This window comes from Pseudomonas sp. S2_H10 (assembly GCF_054668285.1).
In genome coordinates, this window is record NZ_CP162754.1 from 957,412 (window position 1) to 982,309 (window position 24,898).

The 24,898-nt window shown below is 59.2% G+C and carries 27 protein-coding genes; 14 read left to right on the forward strand and 13 right to left on the reverse strand.

Annotation, left to right across the window (positions count from 1 at the left end; genetic code table 11):
- Nucleotides 1-83 precede the first annotated feature (83 nt).
- The 10 genes from AB4O16_RS04190 to AB4O16_RS04235 all read right to left on the reverse strand — a co-directional run bounded on the left by AB4O16_RS04190 (nucleotide 84) and on the right by AB4O16_RS04235 (nucleotide 9,770).
- Nucleotides 84-794 carry a GntR family transcriptional regulator gene (locus AB4O16_RS04190; protein ID WP_160388050.1) on the reverse strand — a complete coding sequence of 237 codons (711 nt, stop codon included), beginning with the start codon at nucleotides 792-794 and terminating at the stop codon, nucleotides 84-86.
- A 71-nt stretch (nucleotides 795-865) separates the two neighbouring features.
- On the reverse strand, nucleotides 866-1,888 hold the full coding sequence (locus AB4O16_RS04195; RefSeq protein WP_160388049.1) for a proline racemase family protein: 1,023 nt from the start codon (nucleotides 1,886-1,888) through the stop codon (nucleotides 866-868).
- Between the two features lie 11 nt (nucleotides 1,889-1,899).
- Entirely contained in the window at nucleotides 1,900-3,381 is a 1,482-nt protein-coding gene (locus AB4O16_RS04200) for an aldehyde dehydrogenase family protein (protein WP_160388048.1), read from the reverse strand.
- Nucleotides 3,378-4,676, reverse strand: coding sequence for an NAD(P)/FAD-dependent oxidoreductase (locus AB4O16_RS04205; protein WP_160388047.1), 1,299 nt, complete (start codon nucleotides 4,674-4,676; stop codon nucleotides 3,378-3,380). Before AB4O16_RS04205 ends, AB4O16_RS04200 begins: the two co-directional genes overlap by 4 nt.
- Nucleotides 4,673-5,716 carry a 4-hydroxyproline epimerase gene (locus tag AB4O16_RS04210; RefSeq protein ID WP_160388046.1) on the reverse strand — a complete coding sequence of 348 codons (1,044 nt, stop codon included), beginning with the start codon at nucleotides 5,714-5,716 and terminating at the stop codon, nucleotides 4,673-4,675. The genes AB4O16_RS04205 and AB4O16_RS04210 overlap by 4 nt, the downstream gene beginning before the upstream one ends.
- 59 nt (nucleotides 5,717-5,775) lie before the next feature.
- Nucleotides 5,776-6,657 (reverse strand): dihydrodipicolinate synthase family protein, encoded by an 882-nt coding sequence (locus tag AB4O16_RS04215; RefSeq protein ID WP_160388045.1) that lies wholly within the window; start codon nucleotides 6,655-6,657, stop codon nucleotides 5,776-5,778.
- Nucleotides 6,658-6,694: 37 nt separating this feature from the next.
- Nucleotides 6,695-7,360, reverse strand: a complete 666-nt coding sequence (locus AB4O16_RS04220; protein WP_160388044.1) for an amino acid ABC transporter permease — start codon at nucleotides 7,358-7,360, stop codon at nucleotides 6,695-6,697.
- A 10-nt stretch (nucleotides 7,361-7,370) separates the two neighbouring features.
- Nucleotides 7,371-8,042, reverse strand: coding sequence for an amino acid ABC transporter permease (locus AB4O16_RS04225; RefSeq protein ID WP_160388043.1), 672 nt, complete (start codon nucleotides 8,040-8,042; stop codon nucleotides 7,371-7,373).
- A gap of 11 nt (nucleotides 8,043-8,053) precedes the next feature.
- Entirely contained in the window at nucleotides 8,054-8,875 is an 822-nt protein-coding gene (locus AB4O16_RS04230) for an amino acid ABC transporter ATP-binding protein (protein WP_371925930.1), read from the reverse strand.
- Between the two features lie 52 nt (nucleotides 8,876-8,927).
- The gene (locus tag AB4O16_RS04235; protein WP_160388042.1) at nucleotides 8,928-9,770 is read right to left on the reverse strand and encodes a transporter substrate-binding domain-containing protein; all 843 of its coding nucleotides are present in this window, start codon (nucleotides 9,768-9,770) and stop codon (nucleotides 8,928-8,930) included.
- Between the two features lie 160 nt (nucleotides 9,771-9,930).
- Between AB4O16_RS04235 and AB4O16_RS04240 the strand changes: the two genes are divergently transcribed.
- From AB4O16_RS04240 to AB4O16_RS04260, 5 genes are all read left to right on the forward strand, one after another.
- Nucleotides 9,931-10,218: a hypothetical protein gene (locus AB4O16_RS04240; protein ID WP_256678305.1), complete on the forward strand. Its 288-nt coding sequence runs from the start codon at nucleotides 9,931-9,933 to the stop codon at nucleotides 10,216-10,218.
- A gap of 404 nt (nucleotides 10,219-10,622) precedes the next feature.
- Entirely contained in the window at nucleotides 10,623-10,898 is a 276-nt protein-coding gene (locus tag AB4O16_RS04245; RefSeq protein ID WP_160388041.1) for a metal/formaldehyde-sensitive transcriptional repressor, read from the forward strand.
- A 20-nt stretch (nucleotides 10,899-10,918) separates the two neighbouring features.
- Nucleotides 10,919-11,842 (forward strand): CDF family Co(II)/Ni(II) efflux transporter DmeF, encoded by a 924-nt coding sequence (dmeF, locus tag AB4O16_RS04250; RefSeq protein WP_160388040.1) that lies wholly within the window; start codon nucleotides 10,919-10,921, stop codon nucleotides 11,840-11,842.
- Nucleotides 11,843-11,881: 39 nt separating this feature from the next.
- Nucleotides 11,882-12,253, forward strand: coding sequence for a hypothetical protein (locus tag AB4O16_RS04255; RefSeq protein ID WP_160388039.1), 372 nt, complete (start codon nucleotides 11,882-11,884; stop codon nucleotides 12,251-12,253).
- Nucleotides 12,254-12,255: 2 nt separating this feature from the next.
- On the forward strand, nucleotides 12,256-12,438 hold the full coding sequence (locus AB4O16_RS04260; RefSeq protein WP_460157090.1) for a DUF1289 domain-containing protein: 183 nt from the start codon (nucleotides 12,256-12,258) through the stop codon (nucleotides 12,436-12,438).
- Here the strand turns inward: AB4O16_RS04260 and AB4O16_RS04265 are convergent, their stop codons facing one another.
- A complete protein-coding gene (locus tag AB4O16_RS04265; protein WP_460157091.1) occupies nucleotides 12,439-12,849 on the reverse strand; it encodes a response regulator in 411 nt (136 codons plus the stop codon). It lies immediately after the preceding gene.
- A gap of 709 nt (nucleotides 12,850-13,558) precedes the next feature.
- Here AB4O16_RS04265 and gabP point away from each other — a divergent pair.
- From gabP to arsH, 6 genes are all read left to right on the forward strand, one after another.
- Complete coding sequence (gene gabP, locus AB4O16_RS04270) at nucleotides 13,559-14,959, forward strand: GABA permease (protein WP_460157092.1); 1,401 nt, start codon at nucleotides 13,559-13,561, stop codon at nucleotides 14,957-14,959.
- Nucleotides 14,960-15,235: 276 nt separating this feature from the next.
- Complete coding sequence (locus AB4O16_RS04275; RefSeq protein WP_460157093.1) at nucleotides 15,236-15,691, forward strand: VOC family protein; 456 nt, start codon at nucleotides 15,236-15,238, stop codon at nucleotides 15,689-15,691.
- A gap of 188 nt (nucleotides 15,692-15,879) precedes the next feature.
- Nucleotides 15,880-16,686, forward strand: a complete 807-nt coding sequence (locus AB4O16_RS04280) for a lytic transglycosylase domain-containing protein (RefSeq protein ID WP_460157094.1) — start codon at nucleotides 15,880-15,882, stop codon at nucleotides 16,684-16,686.
- Nucleotides 16,687-16,830: 144 nt separating this feature from the next.
- Entirely contained in the window at nucleotides 16,831-17,208 is a 378-nt protein-coding gene (locus tag AB4O16_RS04285; RefSeq protein ID WP_160388014.1) for a c-type cytochrome, read from the forward strand.
- Nucleotides 17,209-17,497: 289 nt separating this feature from the next.
- A complete protein-coding gene (locus tag AB4O16_RS04290; protein ID WP_160388013.1) occupies nucleotides 17,498-17,845 on the forward strand; it encodes a metalloregulator ArsR/SmtB family transcription factor in 348 nt (115 codons plus the stop codon).
- A gap of 92 nt (nucleotides 17,846-17,937) precedes the next feature.
- A complete protein-coding gene (gene arsH / locus AB4O16_RS04295) occupies nucleotides 17,938-18,636 on the forward strand; it encodes an arsenical resistance protein ArsH (RefSeq protein ID WP_160388012.1) in 699 nt (232 codons plus the stop codon).
- Nucleotides 18,637-18,757: 121 nt separating this feature from the next.
- Here arsH and AB4O16_RS04300 read toward each other — a convergent pair whose 3' ends face one another.
- On the reverse strand, nucleotides 18,758-19,891 hold the full coding sequence (locus AB4O16_RS04300; RefSeq protein ID WP_460157095.1) for an aminotransferase class V-fold PLP-dependent enzyme: 1,134 nt from the start codon (nucleotides 19,889-19,891) through the stop codon (nucleotides 18,758-18,760).
- A gap of 104 nt (nucleotides 19,892-19,995) precedes the next feature.
- The gene (locus tag AB4O16_RS04305) at nucleotides 19,996-21,213 is read right to left on the reverse strand and encodes a M24 family metallopeptidase (RefSeq protein ID WP_460157096.1); all 1,218 of its coding nucleotides are present in this window, start codon (nucleotides 21,211-21,213) and stop codon (nucleotides 19,996-19,998) included.
- 160 nt (nucleotides 21,214-21,373) lie between these two features.
- On the opposite strand from AB4O16_RS04305, the gene AB4O16_RS04310 reads away from it, so the two are divergent.
- The 3 genes from AB4O16_RS04310 to AB4O16_RS04320 all read left to right on the forward strand — a co-directional run bounded on the left by AB4O16_RS04310 (nucleotide 21,374) and on the right by AB4O16_RS04320 (nucleotide 24,891).
- Nucleotides 21,374-21,940, forward strand: coding sequence for a helix-turn-helix domain-containing protein (locus tag AB4O16_RS04310; protein ID WP_460157097.1), 567 nt, complete (start codon nucleotides 21,374-21,376; stop codon nucleotides 21,938-21,940).
- A 264-nt stretch (nucleotides 21,941-22,204) separates the two neighbouring features.
- A complete protein-coding gene (locus tag AB4O16_RS04315; protein ID WP_460157098.1) occupies nucleotides 22,205-23,806 on the forward strand; it encodes an ABC transporter substrate-binding protein in 1,602 nt (533 codons plus the stop codon).
- A 74-nt stretch (nucleotides 23,807-23,880) separates the two neighbouring features.
- Complete coding sequence (locus AB4O16_RS04320) at nucleotides 23,881-24,891, forward strand: ABC transporter permease subunit (RefSeq protein ID WP_460157099.1); 1,011 nt, start codon at nucleotides 23,881-23,883, stop codon at nucleotides 24,889-24,891.
- The last annotated feature ends 7 nt before the right edge of the window (nucleotides 24,892-24,898 follow it).

Sequence of the window (24,898 nt, forward strand, 5' to 3'; positions counted from 1 at the left end):
CATGATGTTCTGGACAACCAGCGTGCTTACCGACGCCCGAAAGCTATATCAAAAGGTAGGTTTTCAATAGGTCGAAGCGCATCTCAACCAACAGACATCTTCTCGGTAAGGTTTTGTTGCAGGTACGCCAGGAAACGTCGCTGGAACAACATCGTGTGTTCATGCGCCGCCCGTTCAGCCTCGTCGGGCTTGCGCCCAGCAATGGCATCGACGATTTCATCGTGGTCGCGACCGATCGAAGAAGAGGTATTGGCTGAACTGATGATGTAGTCAAAGTGCAGGTGCAGCAATCGTTGACCTTCACCCAACAGCTTCTCGTAATAACTGATGAAGTACGGGTTTTTTCCGGCCTCGGCAATTGCCATATGCAAGGCTTTGTTGGTTTCGGACATCGCCTGGAAGTCCCCGGTGCTGACTGCGTCCAGATAGGCGGCATCAGCAGCACGAATACGAATCAGGTCCTCATCCGTACGATGCAGCGCCGCGAGGCGAGTCACTGCGCGCTGAATCAAGTCAAGGGCCGAAATGTAATTGGGGAACTCTTCGATTTCGAAGGGCGTCACCAACAGCGTGCGATTAGGCAGGATGGTGACCAAGCCTTCGCTGATTAAACGCGCAAGCGCATCACGCACCGGAGAACGGGAAAGACCAAACTGCGCGGCCAGGGACACTTCGTCCAGCGGCATACCGGGCTTGAGCTTCAGCGTCAGGATCTGCTTGCGCAACTCTTCGTAGATGTAGCGACCGCCATGGCGTTTGGCACCACCGGTAACTTCAGTCGTTTCTTTGCTCATCAGGTCATGCTCTCGGCAGTGCAGGCCGGTTATCCGGCCAGCCCACAACTTTAACATCCACCCGGGGTCAGTTAAAAACCCTCACCCCAAGTATCGCTCAGCATAAAACCATCCGCCAAAGGGTCATCCGGATCGACCCCGATCTGATGCAATCCGTAAATCCATGCCCTCCCCGTGATTCTGGGCAGGACCGCCGGTTTTCCGGCCACTTGCGTCAGCCCCAGCAACTCAACCTGAAACTCGCCGCCAATGGTCGACCGCGAGGTGAGTTTATCCCCCACTTCGACCAGATTCCTTGCGTTCAAGGTCGCCAGATTCGCCGAACTGCCCGTACCGCACGGCGATCGGTCGACTCGCCCCGGAGGCAGTGTCGTGCAGGTCTGGTAGGTTTTCGCGTCCACGCGGTTGCGGAACATCACATAGGCCACCTCGTTGAGCGCCTTGAACAGCGGATGACAGACCTTCACCTGCACATTGATCAGCCCCTTGAGACGAACGCCTTGAGTGGCCAGTTCACGAGCGTTCTCAGGGGCGATGGTCAAACCGATCTGATCAACGTCCACCAGTGCGTAATAGACACCGCCGAACGCGATGTCTGCCTTGATCACACCAAAGTCTGCGGTCTCGACCTTGGCATCCAGTTGCTCGACAAACGACGGCACCATGTCCAGCGAAACACTCTGGCAGCGCCCGTCCGCACACTGTGCACGGGCGGTAACCAGGCCGGCCGGAGTGTCCAGCACCACCGTAGTCACCGGCTCGAGCATTTCCAGCATGCCAAGCTCCAGCAACGCCGTTACCACGCAAATGCAGTTACTGCCGGACATGGGGTGAGCCTTGTCCGCTTGCAGCACGATGAACCCGGCCTGAGCCTCGGGCCGCGTCGGCGGCAACAGCACATTCACCGACATTTGCAGGCAACCACGCGGCTCCAGAATCACCAGGCGTCTGAGGCTGTCATCGACTTCGTTAATGTAGTTCATCTTGTCGAGCATGGTCTTGCCGGGGATATCGATGACCCCGCCGGTGATGACCTTGCCGATCTCACCTTCACAATGCACATCAGCCATTTGCAGCGTCTTTTTCCAGCGCATGACGGGCTCCTTTACTTGATGTACCAGCCCCACGGCTGATGACTGTCGTAACGGGTGATCTGCTTGGTTTCCAGGTAATTGCTCAACCCCCACTCACCCAGCTCACGGCCGATACCGCTTTGCTTGTAACCGCCCCAAGGAGCTTCGGTGAAAGTCGGTTGTGAGCAATTGATCCAGACGATGCCCGCTCGCAGTCGGCGGGCAACGCGCTCGGCACGGGCAAGGTCATGGGACATCACGGCAGCAGCGAGTCCGAAGCGCGAGTCGTTGGCGCTGCGCAATGCTTCGGCTTCATCATCGAAGGGTCGCACGCATACCACTGGGCCGAAGATTTCCTCTTTCCAGATCCAACTGTCTTGCGGCACGTCGGCAAAAATCGCCGGGGTCAAGAAGTAGCCTTTCTCGCAATTCGCCGGACGCGTACCGCCGGCAAGCAGCGTTGCGCCCTCCTCCCGACCCTGAGCGATGGCTGCCAGCACTTTGTCGTACTGGCCGCGATTGACCAGCGGGCCGAGCAGTACGCCCTCGTCCATGCCGTTGCCAATGCTGACGCGCTGGGTCTGCTCCACCAGTCGCTTGAGCAGTGGTTCGTACAGGTTGCGTTGCACCAGCACCCTTGAAGTTGCCGAACAGACCTGCCCCTGGTTCCAGAAGATCCCGAACATGATCCACTCGACCGCCGCTTCTATATCGCTGTCGTCGAAGATGATGAAAGGCGACTTGCCCCCCAGCTCCAGACTGATGTTTTTGATGTCGCGGGCGGCGGCCTGCATGATCCGCGTACCCGTTGGCACGCTGCCGGTGAACGCCAGTTTGTCGATGCCTGGATGCTCGCTCAGCGGAGCGCCGGCATCCGGACCGAGGCCGGTCACGACATTGAGCACGCCAGCAGGCAAACCGGCCTGATGGGCGATGTCCGCCAGCTCCAGGGCGGTCAACGGCGTCAGCTCCGAAGGTTTGAGCACCATGCAGCAACCAGCGGCCAATGCCGGCGCGACTTTCCAGGCGGCCATCAACATCGGGAAGTTCCAGGGAATAATGGCCCCGGCGACACCCACCGGTTCTTTGCGCGCGATGGACGTGAAGCGCTCATCGGCGAGGGAAATATTCTGCTCACGATGGCCATCAAGGTCATCGGCCAGATCGGCATAGTAGTCAAAGCAGCCTGCGGTATCGGCGATGTCCCACTGCGCTTCGGGCAACGGTTTGCCGTTGTCTCGCACCTCAAGTTCGGCCAGTTTGTCCTGACGTTCACGGATACCACGAGCGATGGCCCGCAGAATCGTCGCGCGTTCGGCCCCGGTCATTTGCGGCCATGGCCCCTCATCAAATGCACGGCGTGCGGCGTTTACCGCCAGGTCGATATCGCCTGCGGTGGCCGCGGCGACCTGGGTGATGACCGACTCGTTGCTCGGATCAATCGTGTCAAAGGTTGCGCCGTTCTTCGGACGAACCCACTGGCCGTCGATATAGAGCTGGTCATAGGATTTCATGCATGGCCTCCAACAAGGGCAAAGCGCTGGGCGCTAAAAGGGGTCAGGTCCTGGGCAGGTTTTCGACCGGCAACCAGGTCAGTGATCAGTCGTCCGGTGGTCGCTCCCAATGTCAGGCCGAGCTGGCCGTGACCGAACGCAAGGAACACGTTCGACAGTCGAGTGCTGCGATCGATAACGGGTTTGGTGTCGGGCAAAAACGGGCGATAGCCGACGCCGTACTCGACGTTATCCAGTTGCAACCGGGGAAGTATTTTTCGCGCCTTCTCAAGAATGATGTCGGCGCGCTTGAAGTTCGGCTCGGCATTGGGGCCGGCGAATTCGATGGTGCCGCCAATCTGTAATCCACGGGTCATCGGGCTGAAGCAGAAACCGCCGTCGGCATAAATCACCGAGTGACGAATCTCCACGCCGGGGGTGGGCAATAGCACCTGATAACCGGCGATACCGGCCAGCGGAACCTGCGCACCGAGTTGCTCGAAAAACTGACGCGAGCCAGTGCCGGCAGCGATTACCACATGATCCGCGGCGTAGCGTTGGCCATCGCCGAGGGTGACGCCGCTGGCGCGATCGGCCACCTCATCGATGCGCTTGACCTGGCCACGTACACGCACGCCGCCCTGGTCGAGAAAACTTTGCGTCAGCGCGGCAATAAAACCTTTGGTGTCATTAACCGACCGCCAGTCTGGGAACAGCAAGCCATGGCTGAATTTGCCGACCAATGACGGTTCGAGATCCGAGATTGCCGCCGCATCCAGCACTTCGGACTTGAAGCCCAGCGCCTGACGCAGCGCCAGATGCTCCCGTTCGTGTTCGATGCCTGAAGCCGAATCAAACAGCTCGAGGATTGGCCGTTCGCCCATCAGGGTCTTGTCCGGGCACGCTTCGAGCAAGGGCGCATAGTCCTCGTAGACATGGTGAGTGAGCGTCGCCATGTCTTCGGAAATTTCGACAATTTTCGAGTGGCGGGCACAAGCCAGAAACCGCAGGAACCACGGCAGGATGCCAGGTAACGCACCGGGCCTGAGCGCCAGCGGGCCCTTCTGATCGAGCAGCCAGCCCGGGATTTTCTTCAGGATGCCGGGCTTGGACAACGGGATGACCTCGCTGACCGCCATTTGCCCGCAGCTCCACTTGGCGGTGCTGTCGCCCGCGGCGGCCGGGTCGATCAGGGTCACCGCATAGCCTTCCCGTTGCAGGTAAAGGGCACAGCAGACGCCGACGATACCGCCGCCGACCACGACTACCTTTTCTCCGGGAACCGGGATTTGTGCAACGGGCTGCGCAGGTGTCATAGGGAAGTCTCTTGTGCAGAGGCCGGAGCGGCATAATCTTCCAGACTGAAGCCGTCCCACCAGGGTTGGGTATCGTCGACAATAAACTCAGCGCGCCCTGTGATCCATGCCCTTCCCTCAATACTCGGGCGAATAGCGGCACTGCCGTCTTCCAGGTGCAGCGTCTGCGCCACGCGACCGACAAAAAAACTGCCGATCAGGCTTTCGTGGCGATAGGCGCCCTCTTCGGCCAACCAGCCACGGGCATAGCGCTGGGCGACCCGGGCCGAACTTCCGGTGCCGCACGGCGACCGATCGATCAGGCTTTCACCGGCAATCACCACGGCCCGGCCCTGAGACTCGCAAGCCAGGGGCGCGCCTGTCCACATGCAGTGTTTGACACCTTTGATCGCAGGGTTTTCCGGGTGAACCACGTCCACCGACCGGTTAAGCAGATCCTGCATTTGCCGGCCCATTTCCAGCAGTTGCTGCGCGCTGAAATGCTCACAACCCGGATAGTTGGGCTGCACTTCGATAATCGGGTAAAAATTGCCGCCGTAGGCGATGTCGATCTTCAATGGCCCCAGTGGCGGAAAATCGATTTCCAGGTCACGGTGCAGCAAGAATGAAGGGACGTTGGTGAAACACACCGAGCTGACCTTGTCGCCGCTGCGGGTGTAGGTGGCGTGGATCTGCCCTGCCGGAACGTCCACCACCACGTTGCCCGGGGTCTTGGGCTCAATCAGCCCGGCCTCCAGCGCAAAGGTAATCGAACCCAACGTGGCATGCCCGCACATCGGCAGGCAGCCGGAGGTCTCGATGAACAGCAGGCTGAAGTCACTGTCAGCGCGCATCGGCGGGTAGAAGATCGTACCCGACATGTGCGAGTGGCCACGGGGTTCGAGCATCAGGCTGCGGCGAATCCAGTCGAAGTTGGCCATGAAATATTCACGCCGCTCACTCATGGTTCGCCCTTTGAGCGCGGGCGCACCGGCTATCACCATGCGCACAGGCATGCCTTCGGTATGGCCTTCGATGCTGCTGAAAACGTGTCGGGTCATCTCACTCTCTCCGATAAAGCCACATCAGTCGGGCGTGGCGACTGATGTGGCGGGCAACATCAGCCCTGGGCCAGTTCGAAAGCCTTGCGGAAGCTGGCTTTCTCGTCGTCGGTCAATGGTTGCAGCGGCATGCGCGCAGCACCGGCGTCAAAGCCTGCCAGTTCGCAGCCGTACTTGACCTTCTGGATGAACTTGCCCGACTCCATGTCTGCCAGTACCGGGAACAGCGAGCGCACGATGGCCTGTGCACCGGTCAGGTCGCCGCTGGTGTACTTGGTGTAGAAATCACAGACCTGTTGCGTCAGGCAGTTGGCCGGGCCGCAGATCCAGCTGCTCGCCCCCCACAGGAAGAAATCCAGCGCCTGGTCATCGGAACCGCAAGACAGCTGATAGTTGTCTTTGTAGGTGTTGCCGATTTCGATGGCGCGCAGCAGGTTGCCGCTGCTTTCCTTGATCGCGATCACGCGTTTGTTTTCCTTGAACGCATCCAGCACACCGAAACCGACTTCGACGTTGGTACGCACCGGGTAGTTGTACAGCACCAGGTCGATGTCCGGCACGGCATCGAGAATGGCCTGGTAGTGACCGACCAGCTCTTCCTGGGACGGCAGTGCGTAATAAGGCGGTGCGATCAACAGGTTGGTGTAGCCGGCATCACGGGTCTGCTTGACCTGCTCGATGACTTCACGGGTGCAGGAACCGTTGGCACCGGCAATCAGCACGCCACGGTCGCCGACTATTTCGCGCACAGTGGCCAGAATCTGCCGGCGCTCTTCGTTGGTCAGGGCGTAGTACTCACCGGTGGAACCCAGTGGCACGAAACCTTTGACGCCCGCCTTGAGTTGATGCTCGATGATGTTGCCGAGCATGTCGTAATTGACTTTGCCGGCCTTGTCGAACGGGGTGACCAGAGCAGGCAGGATACCTTTGAGTTGAGTCATTGCAGACACTCCACGGATTTGGATATGAGGGTTGGGGTTAGTACGCATAACGACGCAGCATCCGCGCCTCGATCACACCGACCAGACGGGTCAGCGGGAACGCCACGAGGAAATAGATCACAGCCACCGCCGAGAGAAACTCGACCGGGCGGGCCGTGCTGTTGGAAATGTTCTGGCCGACGAACATCAAGTCCGCGATGCCCACCGAAGAGATCAGCGCGCTCTCCTTGAACAGCGAAACCACGTTGGAGAGCAGTGGCGGAATGCCCCGAAGCAAGGCTTGGGGAAACACCACGAAGAGGGTTTTATTCCACGAAGCCAGGCCCAATGCGACGCAGGCATCATGCTGTTCGCCCGGGATGGACTTGAGCGCGCCGCGAAAGGTCTCGCTGGTGATCGCAGTCATGTACAGGGTCAGCGCCAGTAACACCGACAGGTAAGGCGGGATATCAACGCCAAACACCACCGGGAAACAGAAGAACACCCAGAACAGCTGGATCAACAACGGCGTACCGCGAAACAGCTCCACGTAAAGACCGGCAGGCACGCTCAACCAGCGACTGCGAGAGGCCCGCAACAGGCTCAACAGAAAGCCGCACAGACTGCCCAGAATCGCGCACCCGACGGTGAACACCAGCGTCAGCGCCAGCCCCTGCAACAAGGCCTGCCAGTAAGAAAACACCACGGTGAAATCAAGGTTCATCACAGCCTCCTCAGCGCGCGAGCGCGGTATCCTGGCGACGTTCCAGCCACTGCACGAACTGTGCGATGGGCAACGACAAGGCGAAGTAGATGAGCGCGATCAGCGAGTAGGTTTCCAGTGGGCGATAAGCCTCGGTAGCGATGCTTTTGCCGACGTACATCAGGTCGCCGACCGCTACGATTGCCACCAGCGCACTTTGCTGAAGGATCGAGATGCCATTGGTCATCAACACCGGAATGGCACTGCGCAATGCTTGCGGAAGAATCACGTAAAGCGTTCGTTGCCAAGGGCGCAGGCCCAAGGCGATGCTGGCGTCCAGGTGCTCATGAGGCACCGCCTGCACACCGGCCCGATAAGCCTCGGCGTTGAACGCGGTAAGGTTCAGGCCCAGGGCAAGCACGCCCATGGTGATCGGGTCGATGAACACGTCGAACAGCATGGGTACGCAGTAGAAGAACCAGACGATTTGCAGCAGCACCGGTGTGCAGCGAAAAAATTCGATGAACAACTGCGCCGGCCAGCGCAGGAAAAACCAGCGGCTCAAGGTCAGTAGGCACAAGCCGAAGCCCAGCACCAGCCCGACGATGTTCGACACAAGGGCCAATTGCAGAGTGACCTTCAACCCGTCCCATAACAGGCCAAAATTACCGCTAAGAAAGTTGAAGTCGAATTGATAATTCATGGCTGTGCTCCTCAGTCCAGGTGCAGCACTTTTTCCAGAAACTCGCGAGTGCGCGGTTCCTTGGGCTGGGTGAACAACTGGTCAGGATGGCCTTGCTCGACGACTTTGCCGTTGGCGCAGAACACCACGCGGGTGGCGATATGCCGGGCGAAGTGCATGTCATGGGTGACGATGATCATCGCCATCTTTTGCTCGGCCAATTGCAGCATCACGTTCTGCACCTCGATGACCATCTCGGGGTCGAGTGCTGAAGTGACTTCATCGAACAGCATCAATTTGGGTTCGAGCATCAGCGCCCGGGCAATCGCCACACGCTGTTTCTGGCCGCCGGACAATTGGCTGGGATAAACGTTGAGCTTGCTCTCCAGGCCCAATCGGGCGAGCAGCGTCCTGGCTTTCTCGGTGGCCTGCATTTTCGACAGGCCATGCACTTTCATCGGGGCCAGAATCAGATTGCCCAACACCGACAAATGCGGAAACAGCGTGTAATGCTGAAACACCATGCCGACCTGGGTCTGCAGTGTGTTGTCCATGGGCTTGCCCTTACCCCGGGCATTGCCGTCGATATACGGTTTGCCCTGGAAGCGGATGGTGCCGCCCTGAATGCTTTCAAGGCCCATCATGACTCGCAGCAAAGAGCTTTTGCCGCTACCGCTGGGGCCAATGATCACCAGGCGATCATCGGCCCGCATGTCCAGGTCCAGGTGATCCATCACCACCAGGTTTTCGCCGTAGGATTTGTAGACGTCGCGCAGTTGAATGAACTCACCGTTCATCTTTTCGCAGGCGTGCAGAGGCCGTGGCGGCACCGCCGCCAGATTGGAAGCTTTCATCGAAGATTCTCCGGGAGCGCGCAGCCCGCTGCGCGCTCGACATCGGCGGGATTTACTGAGGGGTTTTGTCGGCGTTGGCCAGTTGCGAGGCCTTATCGACCAAGGCGTCGATTTCACCGGTTTCGCGACGCTGGGAGAGGTAGATGTTCAGCGTCTGCAAATCAGCGGCGCTGACGTCTCGACGCACGCCGAACGCTACGCCTTGCTTGGCCAGTGCGGGTTTGGGCAACACTTCCTTGGTCCAACCGGGGTTGGCCACGGCGAACAAGTGGTTGGTGTCGCTGGCATCGACCAATACATCAGCGCGCTTTGACATCACCGCCATACGCACCTCATCCATGCCCGGCAGGCGCATGATCTTGCCCTGCTTGATGACCGCCGAGATGGCCTTGTCCTGAGCGGTGCCGGACATGACGGCGAAGGTCACGTCAGGCTTGTCGAAATCGCCGAGGTTGTTGCCGGCATTGGCCAGTTTCGGGTTGTCCTTGTTGACCAGGAGCGACACCTGGTAGTCCGTCGCCGGCACCGAAAAACTCACGGCCAGCGCGCGTTCAGGCGTCTGGTTGAGCGCCATGGCCATGTCCCACTTACCACCTTGCAAGCCCGCCACAAGATTGTCCCAGTTGGTGTCGACGAACTCGACCTTGACCTTCAGCACCTTCTCGCCGAAGTCACGGCACAGGTCTACGAAATAGCCGCTGTATTCACCAGAGCGAGCATCACGCATGACGTAAGGCGCGGCGACGGCCGCTCCACAACGCAGGACGCCTGCTTTCTGAATGTCTTTCCAGAGTGAAACATCAGCCGCCTGGGCTGGGACCTGAGTGAGCAGTGCGCCAATTGCGGATGCACAAACGAGCATGTTGCGGATGGTGCGAGGAAGGAACCGAGCCATTTTGACCTCTCCGATGATTTCGTTCTTGTAGGCAGGAAGGTACAAATCTACAACGTTGTGCGCCGTAATGTGTGCAGCGCTGTATGCAGATTAGAATCGAACGAATCGAACTGTCAACACAGGTCGGGAAAATTAATCGGCAAAGTGACTGAGCGGTCGAATGACCGCTCTGGGCAGGAAGGGACTGTCGCGGTTGCTGCAACGCTTCGAGGAAAGGGTCGAGAATCGGGCGAGGATGGTGGCCTGCGAGGATGAGCACGCCGGGCGGCGCCTGGATGAAACCAGTTGGAACACCGATCAGGACAACCCGTACTACCGCTCAAAAATCCTCTCTGAACGCGCCGCCTGGGAGACCGCCGAGGCCTGTGGGCTGCCGAGGCGGCGCTCAACACCTTATGCCCCGGCTATCGTCTGCCGCGCCGCGCACCAAAAGCCTTGCTGTTGTTGATCGCCTGACTGCAGGAACAGCGGGCACGCTACACCGGTCAGCCAGCCGAGCTGCTGCTCAGCCAGGTGCGGATGTTTTATGGGGTGCGCCAGGTCTACTACATCGACAAGGCCATCAATGAGCTGGGCTACCAGCCGCGCTCGCCACAGAACGCTCTCAAGCAGGCGTTTGCGCACTTGTTGGCGCGCTGATAGCGGGCGCAGCGCCAGGCGCTGACTTGAGCGCGAATTGCTGGTTGATCTGTTGTTGCAACAGCGGCTGCCAGCAGCTCGCCGCAGTTTACTGGCTTTCGGTGTAGTAGATCTTTCCTGTCACAAGCTGTAGATGATCTCAGCAGCCAGCAACCTTGCATAGGTATAGGGGGTATGCCTATCATGCGCAATACATAGGTAGGGGGGTATCCGATGGGCCATATCGCAGCAAACAAAGACGATCTTCTCAAACGCGTAAAACGGATCGCCGGACAAATCCAGGCCGTTGAACGGGCACTGGTATCGGATCTCGATTGCGCCAAGACACTGCACCTTGTTGCCGCCACTCGCGGGGCCATCAACGGCTTGATGGAGGAAATCATCGAGGATCACGCGCGCGAGCATGTTGCGAACCCAGGGCTCAGCGAAGAAGAGCGCAACAAGGGTGTCGAAGAGCTTCTTGAAGCCATTCGCCGTTACTCCAAGTGAACGCATCCGGGCACACACTCATGAACAGGACGAACATCAACTACACGCACGACCACGTGTTCCTGGGCTCGGCGCACGATGAAAATGCCAAGCGTACGCTTTGGGTAGTTGCACTCACCGTTGTGATGATGGTTGGCGAGATCACCGCCGGGTATGTCACGGGTTCGATGGCGTTACTGGCCGATGGCTTTCACATGGCGACTCATGCCGGCGCATTGGGCATCGCGGCGGCCGCTTACGGATACGCCAAACGCCACGCTTGCAGCCAGCGGTACAGTTTCGGTACCGGAAAGGTTGGCGACTTGGGCGGGTTCGCTTCGGCGCTGATTCTCGGCATGGTTTCCCTGGGCATTGGCGTTGAGTCGGTCATGCGCCTCTTGCAGCCAACGGAGGTTCAGTTCGGCACCGCCACGCTCATCGCGATCGCCGGTCTGATCGTCAACATTGTCAGCGCCCTGCTGCTGGGCCACGGGCACAGTCATGGGCACGATCATGACGATCATGGCCATCCCCATGCGCATCACGGGAACGACAACAATCTGAAATCGGCCTACGTCCACGTCATCGCAGACGCGCTGACTTCGGTGCTGGCCATCGTTGCACTGCTCGCCGGCCGGTATCTCGGTTGGGTGTGGCTGGACCCGGTCATGGGCATCGTTGGCGCCATCGTCATCGCGCGTTGGGCATGGACCTTGATGGGGACCACAGCAGGTGTACTGCTGGATCAGACAGATGCGCACGTTGCCGAGGAAATCCGCGCACGGGTCGAGAAACCGGGGGATGCCACTATCACGGACTTGCACGTATGGCGGGTTGGACCGCAAGCCCATGCGGCCATCGTCAGCGTCCTTGGTGAGGCCACTGCGAACGCCGATAGCATTCGTGAACGTCTCAAGCCGGTGCACGAAATCGGCCATCTGACGGTTGAGTTTCGACCGGTCTGATGCAGCGCTCCCCCACCCTTGTCTCCAAAGGAACCCGAAATGCCTCCAGGCAAACGTGAACTGGCGCGAATCGAACGCCGGTTGATAACCACACTCACCGAAGCGTGCGAAACAGCAAAAGGTGAAATCAAGGGCTTTACCTGGCTCACCCACACCGCTGACCTGAACGCGTTGGCAGGAACCCTGAAGGTAATCTGGGTATTCGAAACCCTGGCGGACCGAAAGCTCGCCCAGGTTGACGCCAAGGCGCGCATCTTTGAGTTGACGGCCATCGCGCTGAAAGAGGCGAACATCGACCTGACCCCTTCAGACCATAGTGTCCGCTTCGACTCTGAGGAGGAGTGTCAGCGAACCCATGGCGGCGACTGGAAAATCCGCCTGACTCGATCACGTGTGACTAAAGGTGGCTGACAATGGCTGAAGAAATCGAAAATCCTTGCATCTCGGTTTGCCAGCTCAGTGGTGATCTGTGCGTGAGCTGCGGACGAAGCAAGGAAGACATCAGAAAGTGGAAACGCATGAAGCGGCCTGAAAAAATGGCCGCTGTGCAAAGGGCGAATGTGCGCTTGAAAAGGCTGAAGAAAGCACAGGGATAGTCAGTGTTTTTTGAGGGGGCGACCAGGCTGAAGCAGGTTTACTACAGCCATCACCAGATCATCACTGGACCAGGGCTTGGCCAGGTACGTTGTCGAGTAAGGCACTACCGAGGCATCCAGCAAGTAACCGGAGGTGAGAATCGTAGCGGTAGCGGGCCATTTCGCCTTCACCAGCTTTATGAATTCCGCACCCTGGAGTTGACCGGGCAAAACTTGATCCGCGATCACCAGTGGGCAACCGTCCGGCATGCTCCGCAGGTAGTTCAAAGCTTCGTCGGCAGAGTCGAAATCCAGGGAAAGGAGATCGATATCTTTCAAGATATCGACTATCAGCTTGCGAACTGCCGGATCGTCCTCAACAACGATCGCCCACCCCACTACCATCGAGAGCTTTCCCCATTCTCTGTCCACGCATGGCTCCTTGATCGGGTTCGTATTCCGAAAAAACAGGCAGAGATAACGTGTCCAGTGTAGGTGCTTTCTACCCGGTACTACGGATCCAATCGGCGGGGAAAATGCCATAAGTGGGCCTGTTGTGAATGGTTGAGGGATTGTCGGCCATGGTTCGGTAACTGCCCTTCGCGACAGGCAGAAATCGGCCAAGAGCTGACCTTCAGCGATGCTACTCTTGACCTCAGGCTACTACCTAACCCTTCCATCGAGCTGACATGCGCCGACTAGCCAGGGCATGCAGCTCGTGTCAAACGTCGTCACATCCAAAAGGCCAGGTACGGTCAGAACAGCAGCCCCCGCAAGCAAACGCAGCTCGAAGTCCGCGCGACCCCACCCTTTAGCTGATCAACATCCAGCCCCGGCAGGATCCTCAACAAAACACAATGCCTGCGCCAGGCCATTTCATGACTGATTGGTGCTCATCGTGAACGCCGAATCTGCAGGTGTCGATATCAGACAAGGAGGTGACGCGAACAGGTAACTGAATCGTCGGGCAGGCCGGGTAAGGTGGCGCATCTTTTCATCTAAATAACCACATCGCGATGATGGGTTTGATAAGAACTGCAGCGTTTGAAGGGTCCCTCTTGCAGGACTCCCGGCAGGCAACAGTGATGACCCGTTGCCCCTGTCAACTCGCTTAAATGTCGATCAGCAGAGAAAAAAACCAATGATTAGCCCGAGCTCCAAGGATTTGAGTGGCCAATTGGCGCAGGGCTTCAAGCCTCGTCACGTAACGATGCTGTCAATCGCCGGTATTATCGGCGCCGGTTTGTTCGTTGGCTCGGGACATGCCATTGCAGCCGCCGGCCCAGCAGTCCTGCTGGCCTACCTGTTTTCAGGCTTGCTCGTCGTTCTGGTCATGCGCATGCTCGGTGAAATGGCGGTGGCCAACCCGGACACCGGCTCGTTCTCGACCTATGCCGACCAGGCAATCGGCCGTTGGGCAGGCTTCACCATCGGTTGGCTCTATTGGTGGTTCTGGGTGCTGGTGATTCCCATCGAAGCACTGGCCGCAGGTCATGTGTTGAATCAGTGGTTTCCCGGGATCGATGCCTGGCTGTTCGCTTTGGTGTCGATCATTGCACTGGTGGTGACCAACCTGTTCAGCGTGTCCAAGTATGGTGAATTCGAGTTCTGGTTCGCCATGGCCAAGGTCGTGGCGATCATCGGTTTCATCGGCGTGGGTTTTGCCGTGCTGATGGGCTGGGTGCCCGAACGGGAAGTCAGCGGCTTGAGCGGCCTGATGGCCGAACACGGCGGGTTCGCCCCCAACGGCCTGTCGGCGGTGGTGGGCGCCTTCATCACCATCATGTTCAGCTTCATCGGAACCGAGGCCGTGACCATCGCCGCCGCCGAATCCGACAATCCCTCGCAGAACATTGCCAAGGCCACGCGTTCGGTGATCTGGCGCATCGGCGTGTTCTACCTGTTGTCGATTTTCGTGGTCATCTCCGTGGTGCCCTGGAACGATCCGCTGCTCGCCCAGGTCGGCTCCTACCAGCGGGCACTGGAAATCATGAACATTCCCCACGCCAAGTTCATGGTCGACGTGGTGGTGCTGATCGCCGTGGCCAGTTGCATGAATTCCTCGATCTACATCGCTTCGCGCATGTTGTATTCGCTGGGCCGCCGTGGCGATGCGCCGAAGGCGCTGAAGGCGACGTCCTCCGAAGGCGTGCCGCGGGCGGCCGTCATCGCCAGCACCGTGCTGGGCGCGGCGATCACCGTGTGGAGCTACTTCATGCCCGCCGGGCTGTTTGACTTCCTGCTGGCCAGCTCCGGCGCCATTGCCCTGCTGGTGTACCTGGCCATTGCGGTGTCACAGCTGCGCATGCGCCGGATGTTGCGTCGGCAGAACGTCGAGCTGACCTTTCGCATGTGGCTGTTTCCATGGCTGACGTGGCTGGTGATCGTGTTCATTTGCGCAGCGCTGGCGGTCATGATGATCACCCCGGAGCACCGTACCGAAGTGAGCACGACCATTGGCCTGGCGCTGGCAATTTCCTTTATTGGCCTGGTGACGTCGCGTCACCCTGCGCAGGCTGCGAGGGTGACCTCCGCGGGATAATTTGCGCCGAACCGGATACTCCCTGCGCCGAGGCCGACGGTACGACTCAATCCGTTGGTTTTCTGCTGTTGTATTAATTCACACCCATTTCCCTGGCCTCGGCCACATTACCTGGCTGCAAGTCCTGGCACGTCTGATTTGGCGCAATCGTGCTGATCGGCCGTTGTTAATCACCGAACTGGCGCCCTTCCATATCAATAATATGGCTTCATGAATTCCATCGAACTCCGGGCGTGTCGGGCTTAACATGGACGTCGGTTCAACAGGAGGGCTGCAATGGATCTGAAGTTCAGTCACGTAGATGTACTGGTCAATAATCTCGACGAAGCCTGTGCCTACTATGCACGGATACTCAATGCCAGGATCTCCAGAACGCTCGTCTGGGAACGGGGCGGCCTGCACGTGCGCTACGCGATTGCGCTGATCGGTCAAGAGCGTTTCATGCTGGTACAGCCGTTGGCAGGGAACCTGAAGGAGTTATTGGACACCTCGGGTGAAGGGATGATTTATCGCCACTGCTATTCGACGCCGGACATCGAGAAGGCCTACGACGAATTGATGGTCGCCGGCGTTCAGCCAGAAGACGAAAACGGAAAGCCGTTGGCCCGCGCGAACCTGCAATCGCCGTCCGGGACACGCATTATCTGGTTGCCCAAGCGCTTCGGGCACTTCTCAATCGAAATCCTCGAAGACAAGGCGCTGGAGGCATTTGTAGAAGCTGCATTTGCCTGAGTGATGCGGCGATGAACGTCCCCGGCCCTGGCAGCCGGCAGCCCGTACGTCAATGCAAGTTCCACGGCCGGTTACAAGGGGTATAACTATCAGAACAAAAGGCGCATCACCCGGAACAGGCTCTCCAAAGGCAGCGCCCGGGCCAGGCGCCCCAGACCTGATCGGCGCCTGCGGCGCGGAGCGATGTGATGAGTTCCAGAGCATGGCAATGGGCTCGCAAGAGCCTTCCTGGCAGCATCGGACTGGCATTGCTGGTCGCGCCACTGTGCGCCAGCGCCATGTTCAAGTGCCAAACCAGGGACGGAACCATCAGCTACACCAGCCAGGCCATCGCCAACGCCCGCTGCACTCACCTGAATGACATCGCGGGTGCCGCTGGCGGCGCCAAGGCACAGGCCCTGCCACGGGTTGTGCAGGCCGACGACTCAGGCGCGGTGCGGGTCCGGGTGTTCACCTTCATCCACAAGGGTAAACGTCAATATGTGAGCCGGCGCCCCGTCGGGATCTCCGCGCGGGTCGATGTCCTTGAGCTCTACTACATCAAGGGCTGCTATCTGTGCATGGCGCCGAAGGATTTCAAGGTCACCGCACTGCGCCTGGACACCCATTCCTATCGGCAGGAGATCGAGGCCGCTTCGGGTCATTATGGTGTCGACAAGGCGCTGGTCCGCGCAGTGATACATGCCGAATCGGCGTTTCGCCCCAACGCCATTTCCGAAGCCGGCGCCCAGGGGCTGATGCAGTTGATGCCCGCCACCGCCGAACGCTTCGCCGTGGACAACCCGTTCGACGCACGACAGAACATTCGTGGCGGCGTGCGCTACCTGGCCTGGCTGCTCAAGCGCTTCAACGGCAACCAGATGCTGGCGTTGGCAGGTTACAACGCCGGCGAAGCGTCCGTGGTCGAACACAATGGGGTGCCTCCCTACGCCGAGACGCAATCCTACGTCACCCTCGTGCAGTCCTTGACCGAACGCTATCGCAACCAGCGCTAGTACCGTAGGGCGGCATAACCCGGAACAGGTAATACGCCGGGCGGGCATCAGAAATGACTGTGAGTGCCAACGCGCTGGCTGATATCTTTCCCGCGCTCCAAATCGCGTCCAATCAACGCTGATCCCATCAAGGAAGATAAAAAAATGAAAACATTATTCATCGTTACGCTAGGAATTTTATCGCTGACTCAAACATCACTATCCTTCGCGGATAATGCCAATGGAAAAAACCTCTATCTACAGCGATGCAGCATGTGCCACGGAATGGATCTCAAGGCAACAGGGCCACTGGCCAATAAAAGCAATCCGCCCACGCCTGATCTGACAACGTCCGCTTTCAAAAAACGATTAACTGATTATCCGGGCGTGATTGTGTCTTCGATAATACTTCGCCCAAATGGAGACCTGATTCCAAGAACCTTGCGTGAGAACGGTGTAAAGCTGTCGCCGCACTCATGGAGCATTCAAGATCTGCGCGATTTGAATCAATACATGGGCGGCGTCATTGCACAAAACCGATGATATTGAAAATGCCTGGTCCTGCGCTGTCACCTTCGATTGGCCTGACGCAAGCGCTTGACTCTGTACCTTGGGGCTACCCGTAACTGCCATGGCGCTGAGGGGTCAGCAGGCCCAGCTGCTCATACAAATGAATGGCTTTGGGAGTGCGCTCCTTCTGCTTACACAGAATTTAGTTGTGTTGCGTCGACCGGTTGAATCCACAGCCAAAAGCAGACAGTCGTCAAATTTTCTTCTTGCTCTACACATACGGATATCCGTATATTCGATTTTCCATATGTGCGGAGTTTACATGATCACGCCTCCAGAAATCTTCAAGAGCCTGGCCGACGAAACCCGAGTTCGCGCCACCCTGTTGATCGCTGATCAGGGAGAGCTGTGTGTCTGCGAGCTGATGTGTGCTCTCGACGACAGCCAGCCAAAAATCAGCCGTCACCTGGCGCAATTGCGCAGCAACGGTTTGTTGCTGGATCGTCGCCAGGGCCAGTGGGTTTATTACCGGCTTGATCCAGAGCTGCCCGATTGGGTCCGCGACATTCTGCAAGTGGCGTCCAGGGCCAACGCCGATTGGCTTAAGGACAACGTCGGCCGCCTGCAAGACATGGATGGCCGCCCCGTGCGTGAAACAACCTGCTGCTGAACCCGCCCTCTTCAAACTGCCCCTCAATACTCTCAGTCGCGATGAGCTCAAAAACCGAGCTGGATCGAATTGGCGCTCCCTAAGGAGGATTCATGTCTCAACATCTCCCTAACCTCGATCTGACCCTGTTCGATAATGTGCAAGCGTCGACGCCGGATCATCACAGACCACGCATCCTGCTGCTCTACGGATCGACCCGCGAGCGCTCTTTCAGCCGCCTGCTGGTTGAAGAGGCCGCGCGCCTGCTGGAACACTTCGGTGCCGAAACACGCATCTTCAACCCTTGCGGTTTGCCGTTGCCGGACGATGTTCCGGTCGATCATCCCAAAGTGCAGGAGCTGCGCGATCTGGTGCTGTGGTCGGAAGGCCAGGTCTGGTGCTCGCCAGAACGCCATGGCGCGATGTCGGCGGTGTTCAAGGCACAGATCGACTGGGTTCCTCTGGAGCTCGGCGCGGTACGCCCGACCCAGGGCAAAACGCTGGCGGTGATGCAGGTATGTGGTGGCTCGCAGTCGTTCAACGTGGTCAATCAACTGCGAGTGCTGGGACGCTGGATGCGCATGTTCACCATCCCCAACCAATCCTCTGTGCCGAAGGCCTACATGGAATTCGACGAAGCAGGACGCATGAAACCATCACCGTTCTATGACCGCGTAGTCGATGTGATGGAAGAGCTGGTGAAGTTCACCGTGTTGCTGCGCGATCGGCAGGAATTCCTGGTGGATCGCTATTCCGAACGCAAGGAAAGCGCTGAGCAACTGATGGCACGTGTAAACCAACGTTCTATTTGAGAGCGGTCATTCAACGAATGTCTGCTCCTGGCCGACGTCTGCCTGTCATGCTGCCGCCGCGCACGTGTCAGCAAGACACGTGCGCGGGTTTTCCCTTGTGGTTAGAGGGCAGGATGAGGGCTCAGCTGACCATCACCTCATCCAGTGCCTGCTCGAGGGTGCTGACCGTGCGCTCGATATTGTGCAGCTTTTCGAGTCCGAACAGACCGATGCGGAAGGTCTGGAAGTCGGCCGGCTCGTCGCATTGCAACGGCACTCCGGCGGCGATCTGCAGGCCTTGGTCGGCAAATTTCCTGCCGTTCTTGATGTCGGCATCATCGGTGTAGCTCACCACTACGCCTGGGGCCTGGAAGCCGGCGGCGGCCACGCTCTTGAAGCCTTTGCCGGTCAACATTGCGCGCACCCGATCGCCCAGGGCCTGTTGTTCGTCGCGGACCTTGTCGAAACCGTAGGCTTGCGTCTCGTTCATCACTTCGTTGAACCGCGCGAGGGAATCGCTGGGCATGGTCGCGTGGTAGGCATGCCCGCCCTGTTCGTAGGCTTGCATGATCTGCAGCCACTTTTTCAGGTCGCAGGCGAAGCTGCTGCTCTGCGTTTGTTCGATGCGCCCGAGGGCCAAAGCACTGAACATCACCAGGGCGCAGCACGGGGAGGCACTCCAGCCTTTCTGCGGTGCGCTGATCAGCAGGTCGACCGCGCATTTGTGCATATCGACCCAAATCGTGCCCGAGGCGATGCAGTCCAGCACGAACAGGCCACCCACCGCGTGCACGGCGTCGCCGACGGCCCGCAGGTACTCGTCGGGCAGGATAATCCCTGATGAGGTTTCAACGTGGGGAGCGAAGACAATCTGCGGCTTCTGTGCCGCAATGGCTGCCAGCACTTCATCCAGAGGGGGTGGTGCGTAGGCAGCCTGGCGACCCGTGTCGACCGGTCGAGCCTTGAGCACCGTGGTGGCCGCCGGGATGTTGCCCATCTCAAGGATCTGGCTCCAGCGATAACTGAACCAGCCGTTGCGTATCACCAGGCATTGCTGGCCGGTGGCAAACTGTCGCGCCACCGCTTCCATGCCGAATGTGCCGCTGCCCGGGACCACCGCAACGGCCTGGGCGTTGTAGACCTGTTTGAGGGTCGCGGAAATGTTCTTCATCACCGCTTGAAACGACTGCGACATGTGGTTGAGCGAGCGGTCGGTGTAGACCACTGAGTACTCGACCAGCCCCTCAGGATCGATACCGGGATATAGCTTTGACATGGGGTGACTCCTTTGGCAGAGATGTCAGTGGTATCGACCCTGCCCCAAACCTTGGCAAATGACAAGATTGCCCGGGATTGAATGGCGACGCCTGTCGCCTGCCCTCAGGCCTCCAACCCGAACGGGTCGTCTACGGAATGGCTCGGCTGGGTAAACCAGCGCGGGCCAGTGGCGGTCATGTAGAAATGATCTTCCAGGCGAATGCCGAACTCGCCCGGCACACAAATCATCGGCTCATTGGAGAAGCACATGCCCTCGGCCAGCGGCGTCTGGTCACCACGCACCAGGTAAGGCCCTTCGTGAATGTCCAGGCCGATGCCATGTCCGGTGCGGTGCGGCAGGCCGGGCAACTGGTAGTCCGGGCCGAGACCGGCGGCTTCCAGGCCAAGCCGTGCGGCGGCATCCACCACCTGGCAGGGTTCGCCCAGGCGGGCGGCGTCGAAGGCGGCCAGTTGGGCGGCCTTTTCCAGGTTCCACATGGCGCGCTGGCGGTCGCTGGGGGTGCCGAACACGTAACTGCGAGTGATATCCGACTGGTAGCCGTGGAGCAGGCAGCCCGTGTCGATCAGCACTATGTCGCCGTCCTTGAGCACTTGCGCGTGCTTCACCCCATGGGGGAAGGCGCTGGCCTCGCCGAACAGCACGATGCAGAAGGTCGAACCCGGCGCGCCCACCTTGCGGTGCGCCTCGCGGATGAACTCGGCAACCTCGGTGGTGCTGATGCCTGCGTGCAGGATGCTGGCGGCAGCCTTGTGCACTTGCAGGGTCATGTCTTTGGCGCGCTGCATCAGCGCCAGTTCTGTTGCGGACTTTTGATAGCGACACAGGTTTGTCACGCAAGAGGCGTCTACGAACGCGTAGCCCGATCCGAGGCGGCGGATGGCGTCGAACATGAAGAACGCCAGGGACGGGCACAGGCCCACCACTGCGTCGGCGGCGATACCCATTCCAGCGAGCATGTCGAGCAGCAGGCGGTAGGGACTCTCGTGCTCATGCCAACCATGGATAACCCCATCCACCTCGCGCAAGTCGCGGATGGTGCCCTCTTCGAAAGCCGGGGCGATATAGGCCAGCGGACCGTTGGCGGGCAGCACGGCGCCGACCATGCGTTCGCTCGGGCTCCACTTCACTCCGGTGAAGTAGTACAGGTTGCTGCCAGCGTTCAGGTAGAGGGCAGCGATACCCTGCTCGAGCATCAGGCTCTGGGCCTTGGCAATGCGTGACTGGTATTCGTCGAGGCCGATGGGCTGCATGCCCGCGGTCATCTTCACCAGGCCGGCCAGCGCCTGTTGCGGAGTTTTGCCACCTACACCCACTGTCATCTCGTTCTCCCGAATTATGTTTTGGTGCTCGAAATTTAAGTCAGGCTTAAATCATCGTCAACGTATATTTTCAGTGGTACTTAATTTCAATGAGGCGAAAAGCCTTTTCTGCTGTGCGCCGCCCGCTATACTGGCGCCTTTCAGAATACGAGCCACGCCAATGACCGTAGAACAGATCGGGGAACGGTTGCGCCGCCACCGGCGCGCCGCCAACAAGACCCTGAACCAGGTCGCCACTGAAACAGGCCTCACAGCCAGCTTCCTGTCACAGGCGGAGCGTAACCTCACTGGCGTGTCCATCTCCTCGCTGGCGAGAATCGCAAGTGCCTTGGGCGTTCCGCTCAACACCCTGTTCGACCAGCCCGCCCAGCCCCAGCCCGACTCCCATCAGGGCCAGCGCGTGCGGTACTCCATCGGCAGCCAGCCGCTGGTCTACGAGCGTCTGTCCAGCAACTTCCCCGGCAACCTGATCAACGCGATGAAGATGACCATGGCGGTGGGCTACCAGTCCGAACTCATCTCCCACGAAGGCGCAGAGTTCACCTATGTGCTCTCCGGGCAAATCATCTACACCATCGAAGGCCACACCTACCCGCTCGGCCCGGGGGGATCGGTGCATTTCGACTCCACCAAGCAGCATTCCATCGCCAACTCCGGCGACGATGTTGCCGAAGTGCTGGTCGTCACCACCATGGGCGGCCTGCTCGACGACCACCCCACAATCTGACCGCTCGCCCTCAAAAAGTAAGTACCACTGAATTTAAGTTGTATTTAATTTTAGAATCACTTAAGTTTTGCCTCGGCCGGTGGCGGCGCGAGCATCCCTCTCCCCCCCTTCAGCGCTAGCGCCCGAGCCAGGATGTCGGCCTTCGGCTCCCCGTTCGTAAATGACGGGCAGCCTGCAGTCCGTAAAGCCGCAGGATCAGGTGCATCCCCCCAGGAATGGACTACCTGATCTGCCGCCCTCAAAAATAACAACAATGAGGTTCGCATGCGCAAAAAGACCACGCTCAAGACCATGATTGCCGCCGGCCTGATCCTCGGTTCCGGCTTCACCCACGCGGCCAGCAATCTGGTGTTCTGCTCCGAAGGCAGCCCGGCTGGTTTCGACCCGGGCCAATACACCACCGGGACCGACTTCGACGCCTCGGCCGAAACCGTGTTCAACCGTCTCTCGCAGTTCGAACGTGGCGGCACCAAGGTCATCCCGGGCCTGGCAACCCGCTGGGACGTTTCTCCCGATGGCCTGAGCTACACCTTCCACCTGCGTGAAGGGGTCAAGTTCCACACCACCGACTACTTCAAGCCGACCCGCGACTTCAACGCCGACGACGTGCTGTTCACCTTCGACCGCATGCTCGACAAGGACATGCCGTTCCGCAAGGCCTACCCCACCGAATTCCCCTACTTCACCGACATGGGGATGAACGAAAACATCACCAAGGTCGAAAAAGTCGACGACCATACCGTCAAGTTCACCCTCAAGGGTGTCGACGCCGCCTTCATCCAGAACCTGGCCATGAGCTTCGCCTCGATCCAGTCGGCCGAATACGCCGGCCAGTTGCTCAAGGAAGGCAAGGCCCAGGACATCAACCAAAAGCCGATCGGCACGGGTCCGTTCGTGTTCAGCAAGTACCAGAAAGACGCCCAGATTCGCTACAAGGGCAACAAGGATTACTGGAAGCCTGAAGACGTGAAGATCGACAACCTGATCTTCGCCATCACCACCGATGCCTCGGTGCGCATGCAAAAACTGAAAAAGAACGAGTGCCAGATCACCTCCTTCCCCCGCCCGGCCGATATCAAGCCGCTGCAGGAAGACAAGCAGCTCAAGATGCCTAGTCAACCCGGCTTCAACCTTGGCTATATCGCCTACAACTTCACCCACAAGCCGTTCGACAAACTCGAAGTACGCCAGGCGCTGGACATGGCGGTAAACAAGAAAGCCATCATCGAAGCCGTTTACCAGGGCGCCGGCCAGTTGGCCGTCAACGGCCTGCCGCCGACCCAGTGGTCCTACGACGAGACCATCAAGGACGCCGCCTACAACCCGGAGAAGGCCAAGGAGTTGCTGAAGGCTGCAGGCGTGAAAGAAGGCACGCAAATCACCCTCTGGGCCATGCCGGTGCAGCGCCCCTACAACCCCAACGCCAGGCTGATGGCTGAAATGCTCCAGGCCGACTGGGCCAAAATCGGCATCAAGGCCAACATCGTCAGCTACGAATGGGGCGAGTACATCAAGCGCGCCCACGCCGGCGAGCACGACGCCATGCTGATCGGCTTCACTGGCGACAACGGTGACCCGGACAACTGGCTGGGCACCCTCTACAGCTGCAACGCGGTCAACGGCAACAACTTCTCCAAGTGGTGCGATGCTGGCTACGACAAACTGGTGAACGCCGCCGAGGCCACCGCCGATGTGGAACAGCGCACCGCGCTGTACAAAGAAGCGCAGCATGTCCTCAAAGCGCAGGTGCCGATGACCCCGATCGCCCACTCCACGGTCTACCAGCCGATGCGCGCCAGTGTGCAGGACTTCCAGATCAGCCCCTTCGGACTCAGCAGCTTCTACGGCGTCCACAACGAACAGTGAGTGACAGGGGCCGCTCAAGCGGCCCCCGGCACGCAGACCGGCATTACAAAAACAATAACGAGTGATAAGTCCAAATGCTGAGTTTTATTACCCGCCGACTGGGGTTGTTGATCCCCACGTTTTTCGGCATCACCTTGCTGACATTCGCGTTGATTCGCATGATCCCTGGCGACCCCGTGGAAGTCATGATGGGCGAACGCAGAGTCGACCCCGAAATGCACGCTCAGGCAATGGAACGCCTAGGTCTGAACAAACCCCTGTATGCCCAGTACCTGGATTACATCGGCAAACTGGCCCACGGCGATCTCGGTGAGTCCCTGCGCACCCGTGAAAGCGTCTGGACCGAGTTCACCTCCCTGTTCCCCGCGACCCTGGAACTGTCCATGGCCGCCCTGTTGTTCGCCGGCATCCTCGGTCTTCTGGCCGGGGTGATCGCGGCACTCAAGCGAGGATCGCTGTTCGACCACGGGGTGATGGGCATCTCCCTGGCGGGATACTCGATGCCGATCTTCTGGTGGGGCCTGATCCTGATCATGTTCTTCTCGGTGAGCCTGGGCTGGACCCCGGTGTCCGGGCGGATCGACCTGCTCTACGACATCGAGCCGCGCACCGGCTTCATGCTGATCGACACGCTGCTGGCCGACGAGCCGGAGGCCTTCTTCGATGCCCTGCACCACCTGATCCTGCCGGCCATCGTGCTCGGCACCATTCCGCTGGCGGTGATCGCGCGGATGACCCGCTCCTCGATGCTCGAAGTGCTGCGCGAAGACTACATCCGCACCGCCAAGGCCAAGGGCCTGTCGCCGTCGCGCGTGGTGTTCGTGCACGGCCTGCGCAACGCGCTGATTCCGGTGCTGACCGTGGTCGGCCTGCAAGTCGGCACCCTGCTGGCCGGTGCGGTCCTGACCGAAACCATCTTCTCCTGGCCCGGCATCGGCAAATGGCTGATCGAAGCCATTGGCGCCCGGGACTATCCCGTCGTGCAGAACGGCATCCTGTTAATCGCCTGCCTGGTGATTCTGGTCAACTTCGTAGTGGACATCCTCTACGGCTTTGCCAACCCACGCATCCGTCATCAGCGCTGAGATCATG

What these genes read in the sequence shown, in the direction of transcription:
- AB4O16_RS04190 (WP_160388050.1), bottom strand. Translation starts at nt 794, where the DNA reads ATGAGCAAAGAAACGACTGAAGTTACCGGTGGTGCCAAACGCCATGGC.
- AB4O16_RS04195 (WP_160388049.1), bottom strand. Translation starts at nt 1,888, where the DNA reads ATGCGCTGGAAAAAGACGCTGCAAATGGCTGATGTGCATTGTGAAGGT.
- AB4O16_RS04200 (WP_160388048.1), bottom strand. Translation starts at nt 3,381, where the DNA reads ATGAAATCCTATGACCAGCTCTATATCGACGGCCAGTGGGTTCGTCCG.
- AB4O16_RS04205 (WP_160388047.1), bottom strand. Translation starts at nt 4,676, where the DNA reads ATGACACCTGCGCAGCCCGTTGCACAAATCCCGGTTCCCGGAGAAAAG.
- AB4O16_RS04210 (WP_160388046.1), bottom strand. Translation starts at nt 5,716, where the DNA reads ATGACCCGACACGTTTTCAGCAGCATCGAAGGCCATACCGAAGGCATG.
- AB4O16_RS04215 (WP_160388045.1), bottom strand. Translation starts at nt 6,657, where the DNA reads ATGACTCAACTCAAAGGTATCCTGCCTGCTCTGGTCACCCCGTTCGAC.
- AB4O16_RS04220 (WP_160388044.1), bottom strand. Translation starts at nt 7,360, where the DNA reads ATGAACCTTGATTTCACCGTGGTGTTTTCTTACTGGCAGGCCTTGTTG.
- AB4O16_RS04225 (WP_160388043.1), bottom strand. Translation starts at nt 8,042, where the DNA reads ATGAATTATCAATTCGACTTCAACTTTCTTAGCGGTAATTTTGGCCTG.
- AB4O16_RS04230 (WP_371925930.1), bottom strand. Translation starts at nt 8,875, where the DNA reads ATGAAAGCTTCCAATCTGGCGGCGGTGCCGCCACGGCCTCTGCACGCC.
- AB4O16_RS04235 (WP_160388042.1), bottom strand. Translation starts at nt 9,770, where the DNA reads ATGGCTCGGTTCCTTCCTCGCACCATCCGCAACATGCTCGTTTGTGCA.
- AB4O16_RS04240 (WP_256678305.1), top strand. Translation starts at nt 9,931, where the DNA reads ATGACCGCTCTGGGCAGGAAGGGACTGTCGCGGTTGCTGCAACGCTTC.
- AB4O16_RS04245 (WP_160388041.1), top strand. Translation starts at nt 10,623, where the DNA reads ATGGGCCATATCGCAGCAAACAAAGACGATCTTCTCAAACGCGTAAAA.
- dmeF (WP_160388040.1), top strand. Translation starts at nt 10,919, where the DNA reads ATGAACAGGACGAACATCAACTACACGCACGACCACGTGTTCCTGGGC.
- AB4O16_RS04255 (WP_160388039.1), top strand. Translation starts at nt 11,882, where the DNA reads ATGCCTCCAGGCAAACGTGAACTGGCGCGAATCGAACGCCGGTTGATA.
- AB4O16_RS04260 (WP_460157090.1), top strand. Translation starts at nt 12,256, where the DNA reads ATGGCTGAAGAAATCGAAAATCCTTGCATCTCGGTTTGCCAGCTCAGT.
- gabP (WP_460157092.1), top strand. Translation starts at nt 13,559, where the DNA reads ATGATTAGCCCGAGCTCCAAGGATTTGAGTGGCCAATTGGCGCAGGGC.
- AB4O16_RS04275 (WP_460157093.1), top strand. Translation starts at nt 15,236, where the DNA reads ATGGATCTGAAGTTCAGTCACGTAGATGTACTGGTCAATAATCTCGAC.
- AB4O16_RS04280 (WP_460157094.1), top strand. Translation starts at nt 15,880, where the DNA reads ATGAGTTCCAGAGCATGGCAATGGGCTCGCAAGAGCCTTCCTGGCAGC.
- AB4O16_RS04285 (WP_160388014.1), top strand. Translation starts at nt 16,831, where the DNA reads ATGAAAACATTATTCATCGTTACGCTAGGAATTTTATCGCTGACTCAA.
- AB4O16_RS04290 (WP_160388013.1), top strand. Translation starts at nt 17,498, where the DNA reads ATGATCACGCCTCCAGAAATCTTCAAGAGCCTGGCCGACGAAACCCGA.
- arsH (WP_160388012.1), top strand. Translation starts at nt 17,938, where the DNA reads ATGTCTCAACATCTCCCTAACCTCGATCTGACCCTGTTCGATAATGTG.
- AB4O16_RS04300 (WP_460157095.1), bottom strand. Translation starts at nt 19,891, where the DNA reads ATGTCAAAGCTATATCCCGGTATCGATCCTGAGGGGCTGGTCGAGTAC.
- AB4O16_RS04305 (WP_460157096.1), bottom strand. Translation starts at nt 21,213, where the DNA reads ATGACAGTGGGTGTAGGTGGCAAAACTCCGCAACAGGCGCTGGCCGGC.
- AB4O16_RS04310 (WP_460157097.1), top strand. Translation starts at nt 21,374, where the DNA reads ATGACCGTAGAACAGATCGGGGAACGGTTGCGCCGCCACCGGCGCGCC.
- AB4O16_RS04315 (WP_460157098.1), top strand. Translation starts at nt 22,205, where the DNA reads ATGCGCAAAAAGACCACGCTCAAGACCATGATTGCCGCCGGCCTGATC.
- AB4O16_RS04320 (WP_460157099.1), top strand. Translation starts at nt 23,881, where the DNA reads ATGCTGAGTTTTATTACCCGCCGACTGGGGTTGTTGATCCCCACGTTT.